Origin of the sequence: Pseudomonas trivialis (assembly GCF_036864995.1) — a bacterium.
Taxonomy (GTDB): Bacteria; Pseudomonadota; Gammaproteobacteria; order Pseudomonadales; family Pseudomonadaceae; genus Aquipseudomonas; species Aquipseudomonas trivialis.
In genome coordinates this window covers 2,447,994-2,467,742 of sequence record NZ_CP142151.1, presented here as the reverse complement: position 1 = coordinate 2,467,742, position 19,749 = coordinate 2,447,994, and the positions used below count along the sequence as shown (strand labels likewise).

At 62.2% G+C, this 19,749-nt stretch carries 15 protein-coding genes and 1 pseudogene; 7 read left to right on the top strand and 9 right to left on the bottom strand.

Annotated elements, in window-relative coordinates:
- Positions 1 to 78: 78 nt before the first annotated feature.
- The 3 genes from VRB54_RS10855 (at position 79) to VRB54_RS10845 (ending at position 4,534) form a co-directional block, all read left to right on the top strand.
- Positions 79 to 1,821 (top strand): phosphoethanolamine transferase CptA, encoded by a 1,743-nt coding sequence (locus VRB54_RS10855; RefSeq protein WP_209981554.1) that lies wholly within the window; start codon positions 79 to 81, stop codon positions 1,819 to 1,821.
- Between the two features lie 121 nt (positions 1,822 to 1,942).
- A complete protein-coding gene (locus VRB54_RS10850) occupies positions 1,943 to 4,180 on the top strand; it encodes a TonB-dependent siderophore receptor (protein WP_338480807.1) in 2,238 nt (745 codons plus the stop codon).
- Positions 4,181 to 4,324: 144 nt separating this feature from the next.
- Entirely contained in the window at positions 4,325 to 4,534 is a 210-nt protein-coding gene (locus tag VRB54_RS10845; protein ID WP_338480806.1) for a hypothetical protein, read from the top strand.
- 102 nt (positions 4,535 to 4,636) lie between these two features.
- Here VRB54_RS10845 and VRB54_RS10840 read toward each other — a convergent pair whose 3' ends face one another.
- From VRB54_RS10840 to VRB54_RS10805, 8 genes and pseudogenes are all read right to left on the bottom strand, one after another.
- On the bottom strand, positions 4,637 to 5,128 hold the full coding sequence (locus tag VRB54_RS10840; RefSeq protein WP_338480804.1) for a GNAT family N-acetyltransferase: 492 nt from the start codon (positions 5,126 to 5,128) through the stop codon (positions 4,637 to 4,639).
- Between the two features lie 138 nt (positions 5,129 to 5,266).
- On the bottom strand, positions 5,267 to 6,373 hold the full coding sequence (gene zapE, locus VRB54_RS10835; RefSeq protein ID WP_338480803.1) for a cell division protein ZapE: 1,107 nt from the start codon (positions 6,371 to 6,373) through the stop codon (positions 5,267 to 5,269).
- 147 nt (positions 6,374 to 6,520) lie between these two features.
- The gene (pepN, locus tag VRB54_RS10830) at positions 6,521 to 9,178 is read right to left on the bottom strand and encodes an aminopeptidase N (RefSeq protein WP_338480802.1); all 2,658 of its coding nucleotides are present in this window, start codon (positions 9,176 to 9,178) and stop codon (positions 6,521 to 6,523) included.
- A gap of 13 nt (positions 9,179 to 9,191) precedes the next feature.
- Positions 9,192 to 10,022 (bottom strand): DUF2797 domain-containing protein, encoded by an 831-nt coding sequence (locus VRB54_RS10825; RefSeq protein WP_338480801.1) that lies wholly within the window; start codon positions 10,020 to 10,022, stop codon positions 9,192 to 9,194.
- Positions 10,019 to 10,279 (bottom strand): YeaC family protein, encoded by a 261-nt coding sequence (locus VRB54_RS10820; RefSeq protein ID WP_057009342.1) that lies wholly within the window; start codon positions 10,277 to 10,279, stop codon positions 10,019 to 10,021. Before VRB54_RS10820 ends, VRB54_RS10825 begins: the two co-directional genes overlap by 4 nt.
- Before the next feature lie 14 nt (positions 10,280 to 10,293).
- A complete protein-coding gene (locus tag VRB54_RS10815; protein ID WP_338480799.1) occupies positions 10,294 to 11,163 on the bottom strand; it encodes a rhomboid family intramembrane serine protease in 870 nt (289 codons plus the stop codon).
- A pseudogene (locus tag VRB54_RS10810) lies at positions 11,160 to 12,130 on the bottom strand (metallophosphoesterase). The gene VRB54_RS10815 and the pseudogene VRB54_RS10810 overlap by 4 nt, the downstream one beginning before the upstream one ends.
- Positions 12,111 to 13,019: an NAD(+) kinase gene (locus tag VRB54_RS10805; protein ID WP_016972754.1), complete on the bottom strand. Its 909-nt coding sequence runs from the start codon at positions 13,017 to 13,019 to the stop codon at positions 12,111 to 12,113. Before VRB54_RS10805 ends, VRB54_RS10810 begins: the two are co-directional and overlap by 20 nt.
- On the opposite strand from VRB54_RS10805, the gene VRB54_RS10800 reads away from it, so the two are divergent.
- Entirely contained in the window at positions 13,011 to 14,111 is a 1,101-nt protein-coding gene (locus VRB54_RS10800; RefSeq protein ID WP_422396084.1) for a DUF1853 family protein, read from the top strand. The two genes, VRB54_RS10805 and VRB54_RS10800, sit on opposite strands and share 9 nt — an antisense overlap.
- Positions 14,112 to 14,114: 3 nt before the next feature.
- On the opposite strand, the gene VRB54_RS10795 is transcribed toward VRB54_RS10800, so the two are convergent.
- On the bottom strand, positions 14,115 to 15,743 hold the full coding sequence (locus VRB54_RS10795; RefSeq protein WP_338480796.1) for a PvdJ/PvdD/PvdP-like protein: 1,629 nt from the start codon (positions 15,741 to 15,743) through the stop codon (positions 14,115 to 14,117).
- A gap of 142 nt (positions 15,744 to 15,885) precedes the next feature.
- Between VRB54_RS10795 and pvdM the strand changes: the two genes are divergently transcribed.
- Genes pvdM through VRB54_RS10780 form a run of 3 tightly spaced genes read left to right on the top strand, consistent with a single transcriptional unit; the run spans position 15,886 to position 19,426 of the window.
- Complete coding sequence (gene pvdM, locus VRB54_RS10790; RefSeq protein ID WP_338480795.1) at positions 15,886 to 17,235, top strand: pyoverdine-tailoring dipeptidase-like protein PvdM; 1,350 nt, start codon at positions 15,886 to 15,888, stop codon at positions 17,233 to 17,235.
- Between the two features lie 19 nt (positions 17,236 to 17,254).
- On the top strand, positions 17,255 to 18,523 hold the full coding sequence (locus tag VRB54_RS10785; RefSeq protein ID WP_338480794.1) for an aminotransferase class V-fold PLP-dependent enzyme: 1,269 nt from the start codon (positions 17,255 to 17,257) through the stop codon (positions 18,521 to 18,523).
- A 30-nt stretch (positions 18,524 to 18,553) separates the two neighbouring features.
- The gene (locus VRB54_RS10780; RefSeq protein WP_338480793.1) at positions 18,554 to 19,426 is read left to right on the top strand and encodes a formylglycine-generating enzyme family protein; all 873 of its coding nucleotides are present in this window, start codon (positions 18,554 to 18,556) and stop codon (positions 19,424 to 19,426) included.
- The last annotated feature ends 323 nt before the right edge of the window (positions 19,427 to 19,749 follow it).

Genomic DNA, 19,749 nt, shown 5'->3' with positions numbered 1-19,749 from the left:
GGCCACCCCATGCAAGGGCGGCCTCTGTTGGCTCGCGTTCCTGCGCGCCGGCTGAAAATAATTGGGTTGGAGCGTTGGATGGCGATGTTCAAGCGCAGCACTGCGTCTGCGAAAGGCTTTGATTGGGCCGGCTTCGGTTGGCTGTTCCTGTTCTTCTGGTACTTCTCGGGTATTACCCAACTGCTGATCCAGCTGACCGGCACGTCTGGTTTCAGTGGGTTTCGCCAGGCCTTCTTCATGAGTGCGCTGTGGCTGGCGCCGATGCTGCTGTTCCCGCGCCGCACGCGCTTGCTGGCAGCCTTGATCGGCGTGGTGCTGTGGGCATGCTCCATGGCCAGCCTGGGTTATTTCTTCATTTACCAGCAGGAATTTTCCCAGAGCGTCATCTTCATCATGTTCGAGTCGAACATCTCTGAAGCCGGCGAATACGCGACCCAATATTTCGCCTGGTGGATCGTGCTGGCGTTTATCGCCCACACCGCCTTCGCCGTGTTCCTGTGGACCCGCCTGCGCCCGGTGTACATGCCGCGCGGGCAGTCGATGCTGGCCGCTGCCGCCATCGTGCTGGCCGTGGTCGGTTACCCGCTGGTCAAGCAGATCGCCACCAGCGACACCATGGAACAGGCCATCGACCGTTTCGAAACCCGCATCGAGCCGGCCGTGCCGTGGCAGATGATCGTCGCCTACCGTCGCTACACCGAACAGCTGGACAACATGCAGGGCATGCTCACCAGCGCCAGCCAGATCCCGCCCCTGAAGAACCTCAAGGATAACAACGCCGGCCAGCCATCGACCCTGGTGCTGGTCATCGGCGAGTCGACCAACCGCCAGCGCATGAGCCTCTACGGCTACCCGCGCAACACCACGCCGGAGCTCGACAAGTTGCGTGATCAACTGGCAGTGTTCGACAACGTCATCACCCCGCGCCCCTACACCATCGAGGCGCTGCAACAGGTGCTGACGTTCGCCGACGAAGAGAACCCCGACCTGTACCTCAAGACTCCGTCGATTGTCAGCGTGATGAAACAGGCCGGCTACAAGACCTACTGGATCACCAACCAGCAGACCATGACCAAGCGCAACACCATGCTTACGACCTTTTCCGAACAGGCCGACGAGCAGGTGTACCTCAACAATAATCGCAACCAGAACGCCCGCCAGTACGACGGCGACGTGCTGGCTCCCTTCGCCAAGGCCCTGGCCGACGGCGCCGAGCGCAAGTTCATCGTGGTGCACCTGTTGGGCACGCACATGAGCTACCAGTACCGCTACCCGCCGAGCTTCGACAAGTTCACCGACCGCCAGGGCGTACCCAAGGGCGTCAGTGATGCGCAGTTGCCAACCTACAACAGCTACGACAACGCGGTGCTATACAACGATTTCGTGGTGTCGAGCCTGATCAAGGACTACGCCAAGAGCGATCCCAACGGCTTTTTGCTGTACCTGTCGGACCACGGCGAAGACGTGTTCGACTCCGTCGGTCACAGCACCCTGGGCCGTAACGAAGCCAAGCCGACCGCGCCGATGTACACCATCCCGTTCATGGCCTACGCCTCGCCCAAATGGCGCGAAAGCCACGACTGGAGTTTTGCCGGCGACCTGCAACGCCCTTACAGCAGCTCGCAGTTGATTCACACCTGGGCCGATCTGGCCGGGTTGAGCTTCGACGAGTGGGACCGCAGTCGAAGCCTGGTGAGTGACAGCTTCAAGCCGCGTCCGCTGATGATCGGCAATCCTTACGAGACCAAACAGAAGGGCTTGATCGACTTCAGCCTGATCAAGCCGAAGAAGATCGAACCGAACGAGGTGGTACTCAAGTAGCCTCTGAAACAAGAAGATAACAATCGTTCTCGTTTAAGCCTAAAGTTGCGCGACTCCTTTCGTCTTTGAGCCAAGGCCTTTTTTATCGAAAAGGCTACAAAGAAAAAAGGAGTCTGCCGCAATGCTTTCGCCCTTCACCCGTTCCATTACCCTCACCCTCGGCCTCTTCGGCAGCGTGCTCAGCCCTGAGCTCATGGCTGAAACCGATCCCGAGCACGCGTCTTCCACGGCACTCGAACTCGCCGCCACCAGCATCACTGCTGAAGGCCTGGGCGCCGATACCGAACACACCGGGGCCTACACCACCGGCGCCATGAGCACTGCCACGCGCCTGAACCTGTCCATCAAGGAGACCCCGCAATCGGTCTCGGTGGTCACCCGCCAGCAGATGGACGACTTCAACCTCAACACCCTTACCGAGGCCTTGCGCCAGACCACCGGCGTCGTGGTGCAGCACAACGACTCGGATCGGGCGGCGTACTCTGCTCGCGGCTACGGCATCACCAACTTCCAGGTCGACGGGATGCTCAATACCTTCGGCTTCATGAAGTCCGACGCCGACACCATCATTTATGACCGTATCGAAGTGGTGCGCGGTGCCACCGGCTTGACCACGGGCGCGGGCGACCCGTCGGCCACCGTCAATATGGTGCGCAAGCGGCCGACCGGCCAATGGCAGGCTAAAACCGGGCTCAGTGCCGGCAGTTATGACAACTACCACAGCTACGTGGACGTGGGCGGCCCCTTGGCGTTTGACGGCAGGCTGCGCGGGCGCGGCGTGCTGGCCTACCGCGACAGTCAATCGCACCGCGACAACTACAAGCTTCAGCGCGTGGTGGGTTACGGCATTCTCGAAGGCGACCTGAGTGAAGACACCGTGCTTGCGGTGGGCTATGACTATCAGGACAAACAGGTGCAAGGCACCTCCTGGGGCACGGTGCCTTACTGGAACAGCCAGGGCGGCAAGGCCGGGCTGTCACGCTCCACCAACATGGCCGCGCACTGGAGCTCCTGGCCGCTGACCGACAAAACAATGTTCACCACCCTCGATCACAAACTGGGCGGGGACTGGCGCCTGAAAGCCGCCTACACCCATCGACAGAGCGATACCGACGGCAAGGTGTATTACGGCGGCACGGGCTTCCCGAATGCGGACCGCAGCGGCATGGGCGCCTGGGCCAGCCGCATGGTCGGCACCTCCAGGATGGACGTGTTCGACTTCAACCTTTCCGGTGCCTATTCGTTGCTGGGGCGTCAGCATGAACTGATGATGGGCTACGGCCAGTCACAGCAAAGGGACGCTTCGCCGCATCAGCGCGATGTACTGCCCGACGGCTACCGCACCATCGAAGACTGGAAGCACATGGGCGGCATCGGCAAGTTTGCCGATGTCACCACCGGGCTCAAGGGTGAACACAGCCGCAAGGAGCAGAAAGCTGGCTACCTGGCCACACGACTGAGCCTTACTGACCGCATGCACGCGGTACTGGGCAGCCGATACGGCAGTTGGGAAATCGAAAACTCCACCCCCCAGTACGACCTCGACAATCAATGGATCAAGTCCGACAAAACCCACCAGGTCCACAACGATATGTGGACGCCCTACGCCGGCCTGCTTTACGACCTGACCCCGGCCTACACCGTCTACGCGAGCTACACCGATATCTTCAAACCGCAGGACAGACGCGATGCCGGCAGAAAATACCTGGAGCCCGTGGTCGGCAGCAATTATGAGGTAGGCCTCAAGGGCAGCCTGCTCAATGAGCGCCTGAACCTTGCCACCGCCTATTTCTGGAGTACCCAGGACAACGTTGCGGAGCTGGACGACTCAGTGGCGCCGGACCCAAGGACGGGAGAGTCGTTCTACAAATCAGGCGGCAAGGGCAACAAGGTGCGCGGGTTTGAAGTGGAGCTGGCCGGTGAAGTGATGCCCGACTGGAATGTCACGGCGGGCTACACCTACACCCACTCCGTGAACGGCAAAGACCAACGCAACAACATCGAGCAACCGCTGAACCTGCTGCGGCTGTCGAGTGCATATCGGCTGCCAGGCGCGTGGCGCCAGTTGACAGTGGGCGGCGCCTTCAACTGGCAGAGCGAAACCTATGCCTGGGGCAACAGGCCGACCGGCGAGCGCGACGCCAAGGGCAATCCCATCACCACACGAGCGAAGATCACTCAGCAGGCTTACTCGCTGGTGAACCTGATGTCCCGCTACCAGTTCAACGAACATGTTTCGGCGTCGCTTAACGTCAATAATTTATTCGATAAAAAGTACTATGAGCGCGTCGGCTTTTATAACGGAGTCTTCTGGGGCGACCCACGCTCGATTACACTGGCGATGGACTGGAAACTCTGAGGCCCGCGCCTGCAACGTTAACAAAGTTGTTATCACTGAATGTTTCTTGCGTTAATTTCCACTTAATAGGATCGCCCCACAATCGCCCCATGAGTTCGCTCGGGGAGCGAACGAACAACGATCACTCTTAATGGGAATACTGCCATGAAACTCTCGACCTTGATGCTTGCCAGCCTGATGACCCTGGCTTCCGCCGCCGCCTTTGCAGAAGGTGGCTCGGAGCGTTCGAAGCAGTTCTACAAGGACTTCACCTTTATGCAACAAAAGACCCACGGCACTAACGAACAAACCGCTTCCGCTGAAGGCAAGACATTAAAGGCCGATACCGACGAACAGCAGCAGCCAAACAGTTAATTTAACGCTTCGTTAATCTGCACCACCCGTTATCATTGTGCTCCTTTGGTAAACGGTTTATTGGGCGCCATTTAATGGCGCCCTTTTTTTGCCGATTACTTATTAAAGCGGTTTATGCCAGAACAGCATGCGGCCATTGGCCGGATCAAACACCGAATCATCGAACCCAAACTTTCGATAGGCCGACTGTGCCACTTCATTGCCTTCCAGCACTTCCAAAGTAATCTTGCAACAGCCGCGCTGGCGCGCGATTTCCTCGACCTTTTGCAGCATCTTCTGGCTCAACCCCAGGCCGCGAAACGCCTCCATCACCGCCACATCGTGGACGTTGACCAGCGGGCGGCAGGCAAAGGTGGAAAACCCTTCAAAACAATTGACCAGACCGGCAGGCTCGCCTCCCACAAACGCCAGCACACTGAAAGCGTAAGGGCGCTTGGCCAGTTCGGCCGGCAGTTGCTGAACAAGGTCGGCGGGCAGGCTGTGCCCCCCGCCCATGGGGTGTTCGGCGTAATGGTTGAGCACCAGCGCAATCGCCTCGGCGTGCACCGGATTGGTGTAACTGGCTTGTAGCACCAGGATGTCAGGGGTATCCATCAGCTTCCTCGATCACGACAGCAAGGGAATCAACTCCCTTTGAGGGCATCGATTGTAAGCGCGGAGTCAGCAGCGGATGAAGGAGATTTACTACAAAGGCATGTACGAATAAGCGAAGCTTGCACAGCGAAAAGTCTGTCACAGACCAAAACGCTGCCATTGCATCTCCTGCAGTCGGCTCAGGGTCCGTCGAAATGGGAACGCCAGATAACCCTCCGTGTACAGGCTTTGCAGCGGCACCCTGGCCTCTATGAACAGCGGCACCTTGCGGTCATAGCACTCATCCACCAACGCGATGAAGCGACGCACGCTATCATCGTGCACCGACAACTGCGGCAGTTCGCGGTCCCCCGCTACCACGCGCGTGGCAGCGTCTTCAGTGCCTCGGGCAATGCGCCCCGGACGCTGTTGTGCGCTGAGGTTGGGCACCTCACCCAGCAGAATCGCGTTGAAACGATCGCATAACAGCATGAAGTCCATCGACGCCAGGGGTTGCTCGCACAGGTCGGTATAGCGGCACCACAGCACCGTATCACTGGCCTGCACCGTCATGATCGAACGATGCCCTACGCTGATCGCTCCGCCGCCGAGCGCTGACCCGTCATTCAATGTCTCGAACACCGCCGCCAGGGCATCGGCCTGATTCACCCAGTAGCGCTGCACATCCACGCCTGGGTGCAAACGATGATCCTCGCCGCCGTCTACAGCCACCACCTGCATATGCTGCTGGATCGCCGCGATGCCCGGCAGGAAACGCTCGCGGTTGAAGCCACCGGCATACAACTGGTCGGGTGGCTGATTGGAGGTGCATACCACCACCACGCCGTGCTCGAACATCACCTGGAAAAGACGGCCGAGAATGATCGCATCGCCAATGTCGTTGACGAACAACTCATCGAAGCACAGCACCCGTACAGCCTGGCTGAGCTCGCGGGCCAGCGCCTGCAAGGGATCCTGGATGCCGGTGAGCTGGAACGAGCGCTGATGCACCCAGGCCATGAAGTGATGGAAGTGTTGACGCCGCGCCGGCACCCGCAGGCTTTGGTAAAACTGGTCCATCAGCCAGGTCTTGCCACGGCCCACCGGCCCCCAGAGGTAGACGCCGGTGATCGGTGCGCGGCCCTGGTGCAAGGCTTCATGGCAGGCGTGCAGCGCCTCGACCGCCCGGCGCTGGGCTTCGTCGGGGACGAAGCCCTGCTGGGCGATGGCGTGCTGGTAGGCCGCGAGGGGCGAGTCGAACGTCATGGATACCTGCCCTCACCACACCACAATCAACTGTGGGAGGGGGCTTGCTCCCTATGGCGCCGGATCAGCCAAAAATCAATTGACTGATACACCGCTATCGGGAGCAACCCCCCTCCCACACTCGGAGTTCGCCTGCGCTATATCGATTTACGCCAGGCTCTTGCTGACCACCTCAAACACATCGCTGGACAGCTCACCGCAACCACGAATGCGCTCCAGCTCGGCCTTCATCAGCGCCTGGCGCGCAGCATCATATTTGCGCCAGCGCGTCAGCGGCGCCAGCTGGCGCGAGGCGATCTGCGGGTTCAACGTGTTCAGCTCGATCACCAGGTCCGCAAGGAAACGGTAGCCCGAACCATCGGCGGCATGGAAGTTGACGAGGTTCTGCCCGGCAAACGCACCGATCAAGGCGCGTACCTTGTTCGGGTTCTTGATGGTGAACGCCGGATGCTGCATCAGCGCCTTGACCCGCGTCAGTCCGCCCGGCAAGGTGCTGGCGGCCTGCACGCTGAACCACTGGTCCATGACCAGCGGGTTGTCCTTGAAGTTCTCGGCGAACACCGCCAACGCCTGGGCCTTCTCTGCCTCGAAGGGCGAGTTCACCAGCACCGCCAGCGCGGTCAGGCGCTCGGTCATGTTGTCGCTGGTGTCGAACTGATCGAGGGTGGCCGCCAGCACTTGCGGTTTGCCGCTGAGCATCAGGTACGACAGCGCGATGTTCTGCAGCGCGCGCCGGGCGAAGTGCTCGGCCGCCGCAACATACGGGGTCTGCTTGGACAACTCGCGATTGGCCTGATAACGCAGCCACAGGCCTTCGAACAGGTTATCCGCCAGTTGCCTGCGCGCGAACTCGCGGGCGGCGTGGATCGCATCCACATCGGCCACTTCGCTGATTTCCGCCAGGTACGCTTCGCCGGGCAGCGAGAGCATTTCGGCGACCATTGCCTGGTCCAGGCTTTCATCACTCAATACCGAGCGCAGCGCGTCGATCAGGCGTTGGTCCAGCTTCAACGCCTGGCCGGCCTGGTGCTGGCCGATCAGTTCCTGCAAGACCTGCACCGACAGCTGCTGGCCGGCATCCCAGCGGTTGAAACCGTCACTGTCGTGCTGCATGAGGAACATCAGTTGGTCGCGGCTGTACGGGAAGCTCAGCTTCACCGGCGCCGAGAACCCACGCAGCAGCGAAGGCAACGGCTGTTCAGCGATATCGACAAAGGTGAAGGTCTGCTCGGCTTCGGTCACCGAAATCACCCGCGACGTGGCACCGGCCGTTGCTTCGCCCGCCAGGCGCAATGGAATGCCTGCGCCCTTCCCGTCCAGCAGGCCCAGCTCCACCGGAATCACGAACGGCAGCTTTTCGACCTTGTCCGGCGTTGCCGGGCAGCTCTGGCGGAACGTCAGGCTGTAGGTATTGGCCACCGCATCAAAGGCTTCGCTCACCGCCAGACGGGGCGTACCGGCCTGGCTGTACCAGCGCTTGAACTGGCTGAGGTCGGCGCCGTTGGCGTCTTCCATCGCCTTGATGAAATCGTCGCAGGTCACCGCCTGGCCATCGTGGCGCTCAAAGTACAGGTCGCTGCCTTTGCGGAAACCGTCGGCGCCGAGCAGGGTGTGGATCATGCCGACCACTTCCGAACCCTTTTCGTACACGGTGAGGGTGTAGAAATTGGAGATCTCGATAAAGCTGTCCGGGCGCACCGCGTGGGCCATGGGGCCGGCGTCTTCGGCAAACTGGTGGGTTCGCAGATAGGCCACGTCCTGGATGCGCTTGACCGTGGCCGAGTTCATGTCGGCGGAGAAGCCCGAATCACGGAACACGGTAAAGCCTTCCTTGAGCGACAGCTGAAACCAGTCGCGGCAGGTGACGCGGTTGCCCGACCAGTTGTGGAAGTATTCGTGAGCGACGATCGCCTCGACGCGCTGGTGCGCGGCGTCGGTGGCGGTTTCGGCACGAGCCAGCACGGCGCTGGAGTTGAAGATGTTGAGGCCCTTGTTCTCCATGGCACCCATGTTGAAATCGTTGACCGCAACGATCATGAAGATGTCGAGATCGTACTCGCGGCCGTAGGTTTCTTCGTCCCAGCGCATGGATTTTTTCAGGCTGGTCATGGCGTGCTGGCACTTGTCGATATTTTCCGGCTCGACGTAGATGCGTAGCGCCACTTCGCGCGCGGTCATGGTGGTGAAGCTGTCTTCGACGCACCACAGGTCACCGGCCACCAGCGCGAACAGGTAGGCGGGTTTCTTGAACGGGTCTTCCCAGGTCGCCCAGTGCCGGCCGTCTTCGCCAGGACCGCTGGCAATCGGGTTGCCGTTGGACAGCAGCACCGGGTAACGGTGTTGCTCGGCGATCACCGTGGTGGTGAAAGTGCTCATCACGTCCGGGCGGTCTAGGTAATAGGTGATCTTGCGAAAGCCTTCGGCCTCGCACTGGGTGCAGAACATGCTGCCGGACTTGTACAGGCCTTCCAGCGCGGTGTTGGTTTCCGGGTGGATCTTGACCGTAGTGTCGAGGGTGAAGGTCGCACTCGTTGGCTGCACGGTCAGGTGGCTGTCGGTCAACTGGTAGTCAGCGGCGGTCAGTTCCTGATCGGCCAGGTTAACGCTCAACAGTTCCAGCAGTTGCCCGTCCAGCACCAGCGGCGGCAGGCCGGCTCCGCGCTCGGGGTTGCGGCGCATCACCAGCTGTGCGTGGACCAGGCTGTGGTCCTCGAACAACTCGAAGGTCAGGTGCGTCTCGTCGATCAGGTAGTCCGGCGCCTGATAGTCCTTCAGGTAAATCATCTTCGGTTGTTCGGTGCGCATGCTGGGAGTCCTTCTACTGATGCACGGCGAGCTGGTAGGCCGTGTATTTACGAATATTGATAACGCCGGTATCGAAGATAAGGTATTGGCCCTTGATCCCCAGCAGCGTGCCTTCGGCAATCGGGTGCTTGTCCAGGTTGAAGCTGACGATCTTGGTCGGGTACTGCTCGACCGGGTAACGAATAGTGATCGGCTCAACGTCGGCAATGGTTTGGATGGCCTGCAGGCCAAAGCGTTCCTGCAACGTCACCAGACCTTCGGCGCAGCTGGCGAACAGCTCATCGCGCACCTGTTTGAGGTCGACGGTTTGCGCATCACCCTTGAGCAGGGCGCGCCAGTTGGTCTTGTCGGCCACCTGGCTGCGGAACAGGTCTTCGACGAAACCCGACTGCTGGCGCGTCGCCACGCGCATGATCGGCAGCGCCTGGCTGGCCCCCTGGTCAAGCCAGCGGGTCGGCAACTGGGTCGCGCGGGTGATGCCGACCTTGATTCCCGACGAATTGGCCAGGTACACCACATGGTCGGTCATGCAGAAGGTTTCGCCCCACACTGGATCACGGCAGGTGCCTGCGTCGTAATGGCAGCGCTCCGGGCTCATGATGCACAGGTCACATTGGGCCAGTTTGGTCATGCACGGGTAGCAATAGCCCTGGCTGAAGCTGGTTTTGGTCTTGCGCCCGCAGTGGCTGCAATGGATGGCGCCGAGAAACTCCAGGCGGATATGGGTGCCGATCAACGGGTTGACCGGCACCTCGGTATCGCCCAGGCGAAACGCATACTGAACGGTCGGCTCACCGAGTTGCGCCGACATTTTGCTGACTGCACCGCGACCAATTTCAATCAATGGATCGCATCCGACTTGAACAGAATATTGGGCACCGTCTCGGACTTGGACGCGCATTCCTGCGGGCCCATGTAACCGGTGCGCTGGTCTTCCGGCAGGTTCTGGATCTCCCAGGCGATCATCGCCTGCAGCGACAGTTCGCGCTGCTCGGCGGTGAGCTTGCGGCCATCGGACCATTTGCCGATTTCCACGGCGAGCTTGAGGCTCTCGTAGATGTCCGGGGTGATGTTTTCGATCATTTCAGCAAAAGAGGACATAAGACTCTTCCTTATCAAATAGATGCTTTGCGGCGGTTATAGAGGCCGCCCAGCAAACCGGTCAGGCAACCGATGACCAGCCCGCCCACATGGGCCGCGTTGGCGATTTCGCCGAAACCGATCATCGAGACCAGCCCCGACAGGCACAGCACCAGCCATATCAGCATCATCGCCAGCACCCCACGGGGCAAGCGATACGCAGGGTTGGGCGAGAGCAGTTGAAAGATCCAGCAATGCCCAAGCAGGCCATACAGTACGCCGGACAAGCCACCGAACAGGCCGGGGCCGCCGTACGCGTATTGTGCATAGTTGGAAACCAGGCTGAACAACAGGGTCAGGCCCAGCAGGTTGATGCTGCCCTGGCGTGCTTCGATGCGCCGCCCCAGCTCCCAATACCACATGCCGTTCATGGCCAGGTGCAGGATGCCGAAGTGGATCAGCATCGGCGTGACCAGCCGCCACCACTGCCCCTCGGCCAGCATCTGGGCGAACGGGGTGAACTGGATGTACTCGCCCACTACCCGAAACGGCAGAAAGGTCAGCCAACCGACGGCTTGCAGGTTTTCACCGAGCAGGGTCACCGCGCCCACGATCAGACTCGCCAGCAGCACCAGCGCCGTGACCGGGCTGTGGCGCACTTGCTGCACAAAGCCTGGGCGCGCAGCCGGCGCCTGCTCGGGAATATCCAGCTGCCGGTCGGGGTCGCCGGCTGGAAAACGCTGATACAGCACGCGCACGTCATCGCTGATGCCCTCGGGCACCCACAACACCTGCTCGCCGGCCTCCTCACTGACGTGATGAGGCACTTGCATGCGTTGCAGCAGCTTGACGAAACCGCCCAGGTCAACGCTCAGGGGCAAGCGCAATACAGCCACGGTACTCATTCAATAACCTCGGGGCGCTCAACATCAACCCATACGAATTTAGCCGGATCCAGTCGGGTTTCCTGGTCCAGACGGTACGCCACCAGCTTGCCGTACAGCACCGCGCTGTAGTCCAGGCAGGCCAGGTTCGGGCGGATGGGTGCCGGTTTGCCGCTGCGCCAGTAATGGCCGACGAACAGCAAGGGTTCATCGACGCCATAGCGCAGCAGTGAATTTTTTCGGTCGAGGACAGCGGCGTGCGCGCCACCGGCTCGGGCAGTGCGTCGGGCTGGAAGACTACGTCGCCGTAGGTCTTGGGGTCGTCCTCCCAGAACTTGGTGCGAAAGAACGAGCGAGTCAGGCCGTCGCCGCCGGTCAGCGTGAGGCCGTGCGGCAGGCGCATGTCGGTGCCGCGCAGCAGGCGGTCGAAGGCGTTGCAGGCAAAGCTGCCGGGCACGGCGGCCGCCTGCAGAAACGACCGGTCAATGCAGCCGTCGGAGAATCGGGCGCGCAGTGGCTGGATGAAACTTTCGTCCCAGCACGCATGCACCACGCGAAAACGCCCGGCGTCGACGAACAGCGGCATGTCGTAGAACCAGCCAAGGAAATCCTGCCAGTCGCCCGGGTGCTGCTCGAACTGGGTCAGGGTTTCGTGGATCAACCGCGCATGCCGGGGGTTGTGCTCGCGCACGAACTGCTTGCCACTGCCCGGCGGCGCCGGTGTGGTCCAGCCCAGCGCGTTGAACTCATGGTTGCCCATGATGCACAGCGCCTGACCGGCCACCGCCATGTCGTGGACGATATGCAGCGCCTCGCGAATGCGCGGGCCACGGTCGATGATATCGCCGAGGAACACTGCCATGCGCGACGGATGGCGCCAGGTGCCGCCCTGCTTGTGGTAACCCAGGCGTTCGAGCAAGTGCTCAAGGGTATGAGCGCAACCGTGCACGTCACCAATCAGGTCGTAGCTACGCGCGGGATCGAGCATCAGTCGCCTCCACCCCCAAGCGGCTGCCCCAGCCCAGCTTGGTGCGGCACACTTCATAGTAGTTGTGGTCCAGCGGGTGAATCAGGCGCAGCTTCTGCGCCTTCTTGCTCACGGTGATGGTGTCACCGGGCGCACAGGTGAAATGGTTCTGCCCGTCGCAGGAGACTTGCGGGTAGATCTGCATGTCTTTGGACACCACGATTTTCAGCTCGCTGTTGCCGTCGACCACAATCGGCCGGCTGGACAACATATGGGGGTACATCGGCACGATCACAATGGCATCGAGCTTGGGATGCATGATCGGGCCACCGGCCGACAGCGCGTAGGCGGTGGAGCCGGTCGGCGTGGCGACGATCAGGCCGTCGGCCTTCTGGCTGCACACGAACTGGCCGTCGATATACAGCTCGAACTCGATCATCCGCGTGGATTTACCAGGGTGCAGCACCACGTCGTTGAGCGCATCGCCCTGGCCGATGGCCTCGCCGTGGCGGCGTACTTCGGCCTGCAGCAGGAAGCGGTTTTCCACCAGGTAATGGCCGTCAAGCACCTTGGCCACTTCGACTTCCAGCTCATCGGGGCGGATATCGGTCAGAAACCCCAGGCTGCCGCGGTTGATCCCCAGCACTGGCACGTTATGCCGCGCCAGAGCGCGTGCGGCGCCCAGCAGGCTGCCATCGCCGCCGACCACAATCACCATGTCACACACTTCGCCGAGCATCTTGCGCGAGGACGTCTGCAGGCCGTGGCCGGGGAGAATCTCGGCGATGGTGTCTTCGAGGATCACGTGCAGGTGGCGTTCGAGCAGGAATTTTTTCAGCCGGCGGACGGTGTCCAGCACCTGGGTACTGCCCAGGCGACCGATAATGCCGATATTGCGAAATTGCTCCATGGGGCTCCTGCGGGTTCCGGGTGCGGCGAAAAACCACGATTATGGGTGAAAGGCCGCGTCAGGCAAAACCCTTTGTCAGCGCAAAGCCTTGATGACAATGGTTCTCACGCACCTGCGCCGCACTTAAAAGGCTATGCTCGGAGCATGACTGTGTTCCCCGACCTGCACACCTTGCCCCGCCAATTGCGTCACCCCGAGGTGCGTGATCTCGCGTGGGTGATCCTGGCGCCGCCGATGCTGGCGCAGACGCCATGGCCGCAACGCCACCCGCTGGCCGGCAGCGACTGGGTGCAGGCGCCCTGCCGGCTGGAACACTGGCTGCGTCAGCTGGACGAGGACAGCAGCGCCCTGCAGCACTGGCTCAGCCTGGCACGCACGCGGCGCCTGGGCCTGTATTACGAGCGCCTCTGGCAATTCGCCGTGCAGCACGCACCCGGCGTGCAATTGCTGGCCGCCAACCTGCCGATCCGCCGGGCCGGGCATACGCTGGGCGAGCTGGACATGCTGCTGCGCGACCGCGATGGCGTGCACCACCTGGAACTGGCGATCAAGCTGTACCTCGGGCCGCAAGCCGGTAATGGCCATGCCACCGAGCAATGGCTGGGCCCGGGCTGCCATGACCGGCTCGACCGCAAGCTGGCGCACCTGGCCGAGCATCAACTGCCGATCTCCGCCCGCCCGGAAAGCCGCGAGGTGCTGGCCGCGCTGGATGTTCAACAGTTCGACGCGCACCTGTGGCTCGGTGGTTACCTGTTGTATCCGTGGCCGGGCCCGGCCGAACCGCCGCTGGGCGCCCATCCGCAGCATTTACGCGGCAGTTGGTTGCATCAGCGTGACTGGCAGGACTTTGTCGCCACGCGCCCGCCGGGCCGCTGGCAACCCCTGCCGCGCCACGCCTGGCTGGCGCCGGCGCATTACCCGGCTGATGAGGTGTGGAGCGAGGCCCGGATGCACGCGTGGCTGACGGCGCTGGACCCGATGGCGCCGGCGCAACTGCTGGTGCGGCTGGTGCAGCAGGGCGAAGACTGGGAGGAAGCCGAGCGCCTGTTCCTGGTCGCCGACCTGTGGCCGAATGTGCCGGGCAACCCCTGAGGATCAAACCGGCTGCGGCTTGACCTTCAGGTGCCGGGCGTACCAGGGCCGCCTCGGCACCCGCTTGAACAAGCCCTGCAGCCCGTCGTCTTCAGCGCTGAAGGTGATGCGCAGCGCCAGCTTCATGGTCTCCGGGTCCATTTCCATCGACTTGCCCATTTGCAACCCCGGCGTGGTGCTGCAGCCATGGGTGTCCGGCCCCAGCCACGGATCGCCCACTTCCACCCAGCGGCCCGGAGCAAACCAGGCCACGCCATTGACTTGCATGCGGCTGACCTCACCCGGATTGAAACGCGCGTGGGCGCGGAACCAGTCTTCGATGCGGTCATCGATCCAGCCGTGAAAATGCCAGAACACAGGGTTCACATGGGATGAAAACGGATCGCCGAGAAAATCGTTTTGCGCCACATACCAGCGCGCCGCGAAGTCTGAGGGGTCGCGGGCGAACGGCACCGGCGCGCCATTGGAGGGGTCGCGCGGCACCGACGCCCAGCGCATGTGCAGCCAGTCGTGCAGGCCCAGTTCCATTTCCGAGCCCAACTGGCCGAGGGTCAACCGCGCCAGATAGCGCGGGTCGCGGTATTGGGATTCCCACACCTGGAAGTTGCTGTGGTAGGTCTCGGCGGCCTTGATGTCGCTGACCCACTGGGTGTAGTCGCTGTCGTCCGGCGCCGACCAGGTGGGCGGCAGGGAGAAGCCATCGTGGTTGTCGAAGTAACGCACAAAGCCCAGGCGATCGCGCTCCAGCGCCGGCTGGGGTGTGGGAAATTGCGGCCATGACGGCAGGTCCTGCATCGAGCGCGCGGTGCCGAGCATGTGGCGGTGCATGAAGAAGAAATCGATGCCCGAGCCGTTGCGGTCCTTGCGCTTGCCACGGGCGTCACGCTCCTGCCCGCGTGGGCCGGGTTGCCAGCCGATACCGCGCAGGGCGTCGCGCTTTTCTTCGGAGAGCTTGTGCCACTGGTCACGCGTGGCGTGCCAGAGCTGGTGAAACAGGCGGTGTTCGGGCGCAATCAACCAGGCCAGCAAGGTCGGGTTGAGGCCGATGCGCTGGCGGGCTTCGGGAAACAGCTGCTTGTGGGCGATGAAGCGGTTGTCGCGTTCGGTCAGTGCCAGGGGGCGGTCGAGGTCGAAGATTTGCCCGCTGAGGGTGCCGCTGCCGGCGTTGGCAAAGTCGGCCCAAACCTCGTCGAGGGTCATTTTGAATTCATAGGCGGGCGCGCCATCGGCCGAGTCACGGTCGATCAGCCGCCAGTAGAGCAACGTGCCTTCGCCCGTCAGGTCGCCCAGTACGCGGTAGCGCGGTTCGCCCTCGGCGCGCAGGTTGGCGGCGGTGTCCAGGTAGCCGCGCAGGCCACGGCCACGCGGCGCGATATCCAGCAGCAGCTCGAGGCCGTGCAGCGGCAGGCCCTTGAGCCCGGCGTCATGGCCTGTCAGGCGCAGGCTCCACACACCGCGCAAGGTATTGGCCAGGTGCTGGCCGGCGGTATCGGCCAACGCCACCGTGGCTTCGCCGGGGGTGATGGGAAATTCTTCTTCCCGCGTCAGCTCGCGATGGGCATAAAAGGCCGCCGGCACAGCCGCGCCGGTCAGCGCCAGGCCTGCGATGAACCCACGTCGAGAGATCGTCATTGTCTACCTTAGGAAACGGCTTAATCAGAGCTAGAACGTTTGCAGCCCGGCGAAATTTACCGCCCCGCCCTGCCCGCCTAAATTTCCGCTGCCATGGCTCGTCCTTCCCAGATAGCAAAGGCCTCAACTGACTGAGATGGCAATGACAAAACCACGTTCGAAAAAGGCGCTGTATCTCGGCTTGCCGCTGGCCCTGGCCATTGGCGCCGGGGCCGGGTTTCTGGTCTGGGATCACTGGTTCAAGGGCAATGCCGGCTACCCGCTGGAGGTGATCAGGCAGGCCAATGAAATGCAGGACCGCCTGTTGTCGTTCGACAGCCACATCACCGTGCCCATGGATTTTGGCACCGCCGGCAATGAGGCCGACAAGGATGGCAGCAGTCAGTTCGACCTGGCAAAGGCGGCACGCGGACGCCTCTCCGGCGCAGCGCTGACGATTTTCGGCTGGCCGGAAATCTGGAACGGCGACAATGCACCGCACAGGCCCACCGACGGTTTTGTCGAAGAAGCCCGCCACGAGCAGGAGGTGCGCTACACGATCATCACCGGCATGGTGCGCGACTTTCCCAACCAGGTCGGCATCGCCTACACCCCGGATGATTTTCGGCGCCTGCACGGAGAAAGCAAATTCGCGATCTTCATCAGCATGCTCAACGCCTACCCGCTGGGAGATGACCTGAACCAACTGGACCTGTGGGCCGCGCGCGGCATGCGCATGTTCGGCTTCAGCTACATCGGCAACAATTCATGGTCGGACTCGTCGCGCCCGTTGCCGTTCTTCAATGACTCCACTGATGCCCTGGGCGGACTGTCGCAGATCGGCCAGCAAGCGGTGCAGCGCCTGAACGACCTGGGGGTGATCATTGATGTGTCGCAGATGTCGACCCAGGCGCTGGAGCAGGTCGCGCAATTGAGCCGCACCCCGATGGTGGCATCGCACTCGGCGCCGCGCGCCTCGGTGGACATCCCGCGCAACCTCAGCGACAAAGAGCTGCAACTGATCAAGCAAAGCGGCGGCGTGGTGCAGGTGGTGGGCTTCCCCGCCTACCTGCGCCCGCTGAGTCAGCCCACCCAGGACAAACTCAACACCCTGCGCGCGCGCTTCGACCTGCCGCCCCTGCCCAACCTGGCCATGGCGCTGATGCCGGGCGACGCCATCATCGCCGCCTGGCCCGAGCAGAAATTCGGTCAGTACGCCCAGGGGCTGTACGGCATCCTCGAAGAAGAACCCAAGGCCAGCCTCAAGGACTGGGGCGATGCCGTTGACTACACCGTGCGCAAGATCGGCATCGATCACGTGGGCATTGCTTCGGACTTCAACGACGGCGGCGGTATCGAGGGTTGGAATAATGTCGGCGAGGTCCGCAACGTCACCGCCGAGCTGATCCAGCGCGGCTACTCCGAAGCCGATATCGCCAAGCTGTGGGGAGGCAACTTCCTGCGGGTGTGGGACCAGGTGCAAAAAGCCGCCAAGCCGTTGGCCAACCGTTAATCAACCACGAAGCAAGCCCATGACCGACCGCCGCACCTTTCTCAAGCAGGCTGGCCTGCTCGCTGCCAGCCTGCCCCTGGGCGCTTCGCTGATGCCGCCGGCGCTGGCCGCCACGGCAAACGATCCCTGGACAGGATTGAAGCAGTTGTTCGACCAGGACCCGAGTTACCTGCATTTCTCCAACTTTCTGGTGACCTCGCACCCCAGGCCGGTGCGCGACGCCATCGAGCGCTACCGCCTGCAGATCGACCGCAACCCTGGCCTGGCGATGGACTGGGAGCTGCAGGAAACCTGGAAGCGCGAAGGCCAGGTACGCGAATGGGCCGGCCGCTATCTGAAGGCCACACCGGCGCAGATCGCCCTCACCGGCAGCACCTCCGAAGGCCTGGCGATGATCTATGGCGGCATCAAGGTGCGGCCGGACCAGGAAATCCTCACCACGGTCCATGAGCATTACGCCACCCAGAGCGTGCTGGATTTCCGCACGCTCAAGGAAGGCACGCAGGTGCGCCGCATCGAGCTGTTCGAGCGCGCCAGTCAGGTGTCGGTGGATGAAGTGCTTGGCAATATCCAGCGCGCCATCCGCCCCAACACGCGCGTGCTGGGCATGACCTGGGTGCAGTCCGGCAGCGGCGTGAAGCTGCCCATCGGCGAAATCGGCACGCTAGTGAACGAGCACAACCGCAACCGCGACGACCAGGACCGGATACTTTACGTGGTCGACGGGGTGCATGGTTTCGGCGTGGAAAACCTCGATTTTCCTGACATGCACTGCGATTTTTTCATCGCCGGCACCCACAAGTGGATGTTCGGCCCGCGCGGCACCGGCGTGGTCTGCGCGCGCGACAGCGAGAACAAATACGTCACGCCCATGGTGGCGACCTTCTCCGAAGACACCAATTTCGCCACCCGCATGACTCCCGGCGGCTATCACGCCTTCGAGCATCGCTGGGCGGTGGATGAAGCCTTCAAACTGCACCTGCAACTGGGCAAGGCGCAGGTGCAGGCACGTATTCATGAACTCAACACCGAGCTGAAAACCCGCCTGCTCGCCCATCCGCAGATCGAGCTGGTAACGCCGCGCAGCCCGGCGCTTTCGGCCGGTTTCACCTTCTTCCGGGTCAAGGGCCAGGACAGTGACGCGGTGGCGGCCTACCTGATGAAAAACCGCGTGGTGGTCGATGCGGTGGAGCGTGATGCCGGCCCGGTGGTGCGCACGTCTCCCGGTCTGCTCAACTCCACCGATGAAATCCAGCGTTTCATGCGCCTGCTGAGCCAGCGGGTGTGACGCCCTTTTCCCTTTGAACGAGATGCCCACATGACTCCATCCCGACTCAAACCCCTGACGGCACTGGCGTTGACCGCCGTGTGTGGCGCGCTGTTGCCCAGCCTGGCCTGGGCCGATGCGCCGCAACCGGGCAAAGTGTTCAAGGACTGCAAGGACTGCCCGGAAATGGTGGTGCTGCCGGCCGGCACCTTCACCATGGGCACCCCGGACGATGAAATCGGCCGCGAGCCCGACGAGGGCCCGATGCATGAGGTGACCTTTGCCAAGCCTTTCGCCATGAGCCGCTTTCAGGTGACCGCCGGCGAATGGGACAGCTACCTGCGCCAGAGCAGTGTGAAGATCGCCGACGGCGACACCCGCCCCGGCCGCGAATGCATCGCCAGCAAGCCGCGCTATCCCCAGGGCCCGCGTCAGCCGGCGGTGTGCATGGACATGGACGACATCAGGCAGTACGTGAGCTGGCTGTCGAAAAAAACCGGCCAGCGTTACCACCTGGTCAGCGAGTCGCAACGCGAATACGCCGCCCGCGCCGGCTCCACCGGACCGTTCCCCTTCCCGTTCGACGAAGGCAAGGGCTACAGCATCGCCAGGCATGCCAACACCTATGGCCCGGCGGATGGCTACAGCTATTCGTCGCCGGTGGGCAGCTACCCGCCGAACGCGTTTGGCATGTATGACATGCATGGCAATGTGTATGAGCGGGTTGCCGATTGCGAACATCCCAACTACATCGGCGCGCCCACCGATGGCAGCGCGTGGGTGGAGCCGAACTGTGAGGGGTATCAGATTCGGGGTAATGACTGGGGCGAGGCGCCAGTGTTTTCGCGGTCGGGGAATCGGAACAATATTTACCCGCAGACGCGTGGGGATTGGGTTGGGTTCAGGGTTGTGCGGGAGCTTTGATCAGGGTTTGGTTGGGGGCATATCCGTTGTTTGGGTAACGGCTGATATGGGTTCCGCCCTTACGGCGGGTCACTTTTGGAAAAGAGCCCCAAAAGTAACCAAAAAGGCTCTTGCCCCACCACTCGGCACCTCGCTTAGGCTCGGTGTGCCCGCACACAGGCTTGAATCCGTGGGCCGCCGCAATGGGCCATCCCTGGCCCAGTGCGGCTAACCCGGCGTCCTGCCGGGTTACCCACGGATTCAAGCCTGCGTGCGGCCAGCGTGGTTGACGGGGCGCCTGAGATCAAGATCAAAAGCCAAAGCAAAGCAGATCAAAAGCAGTG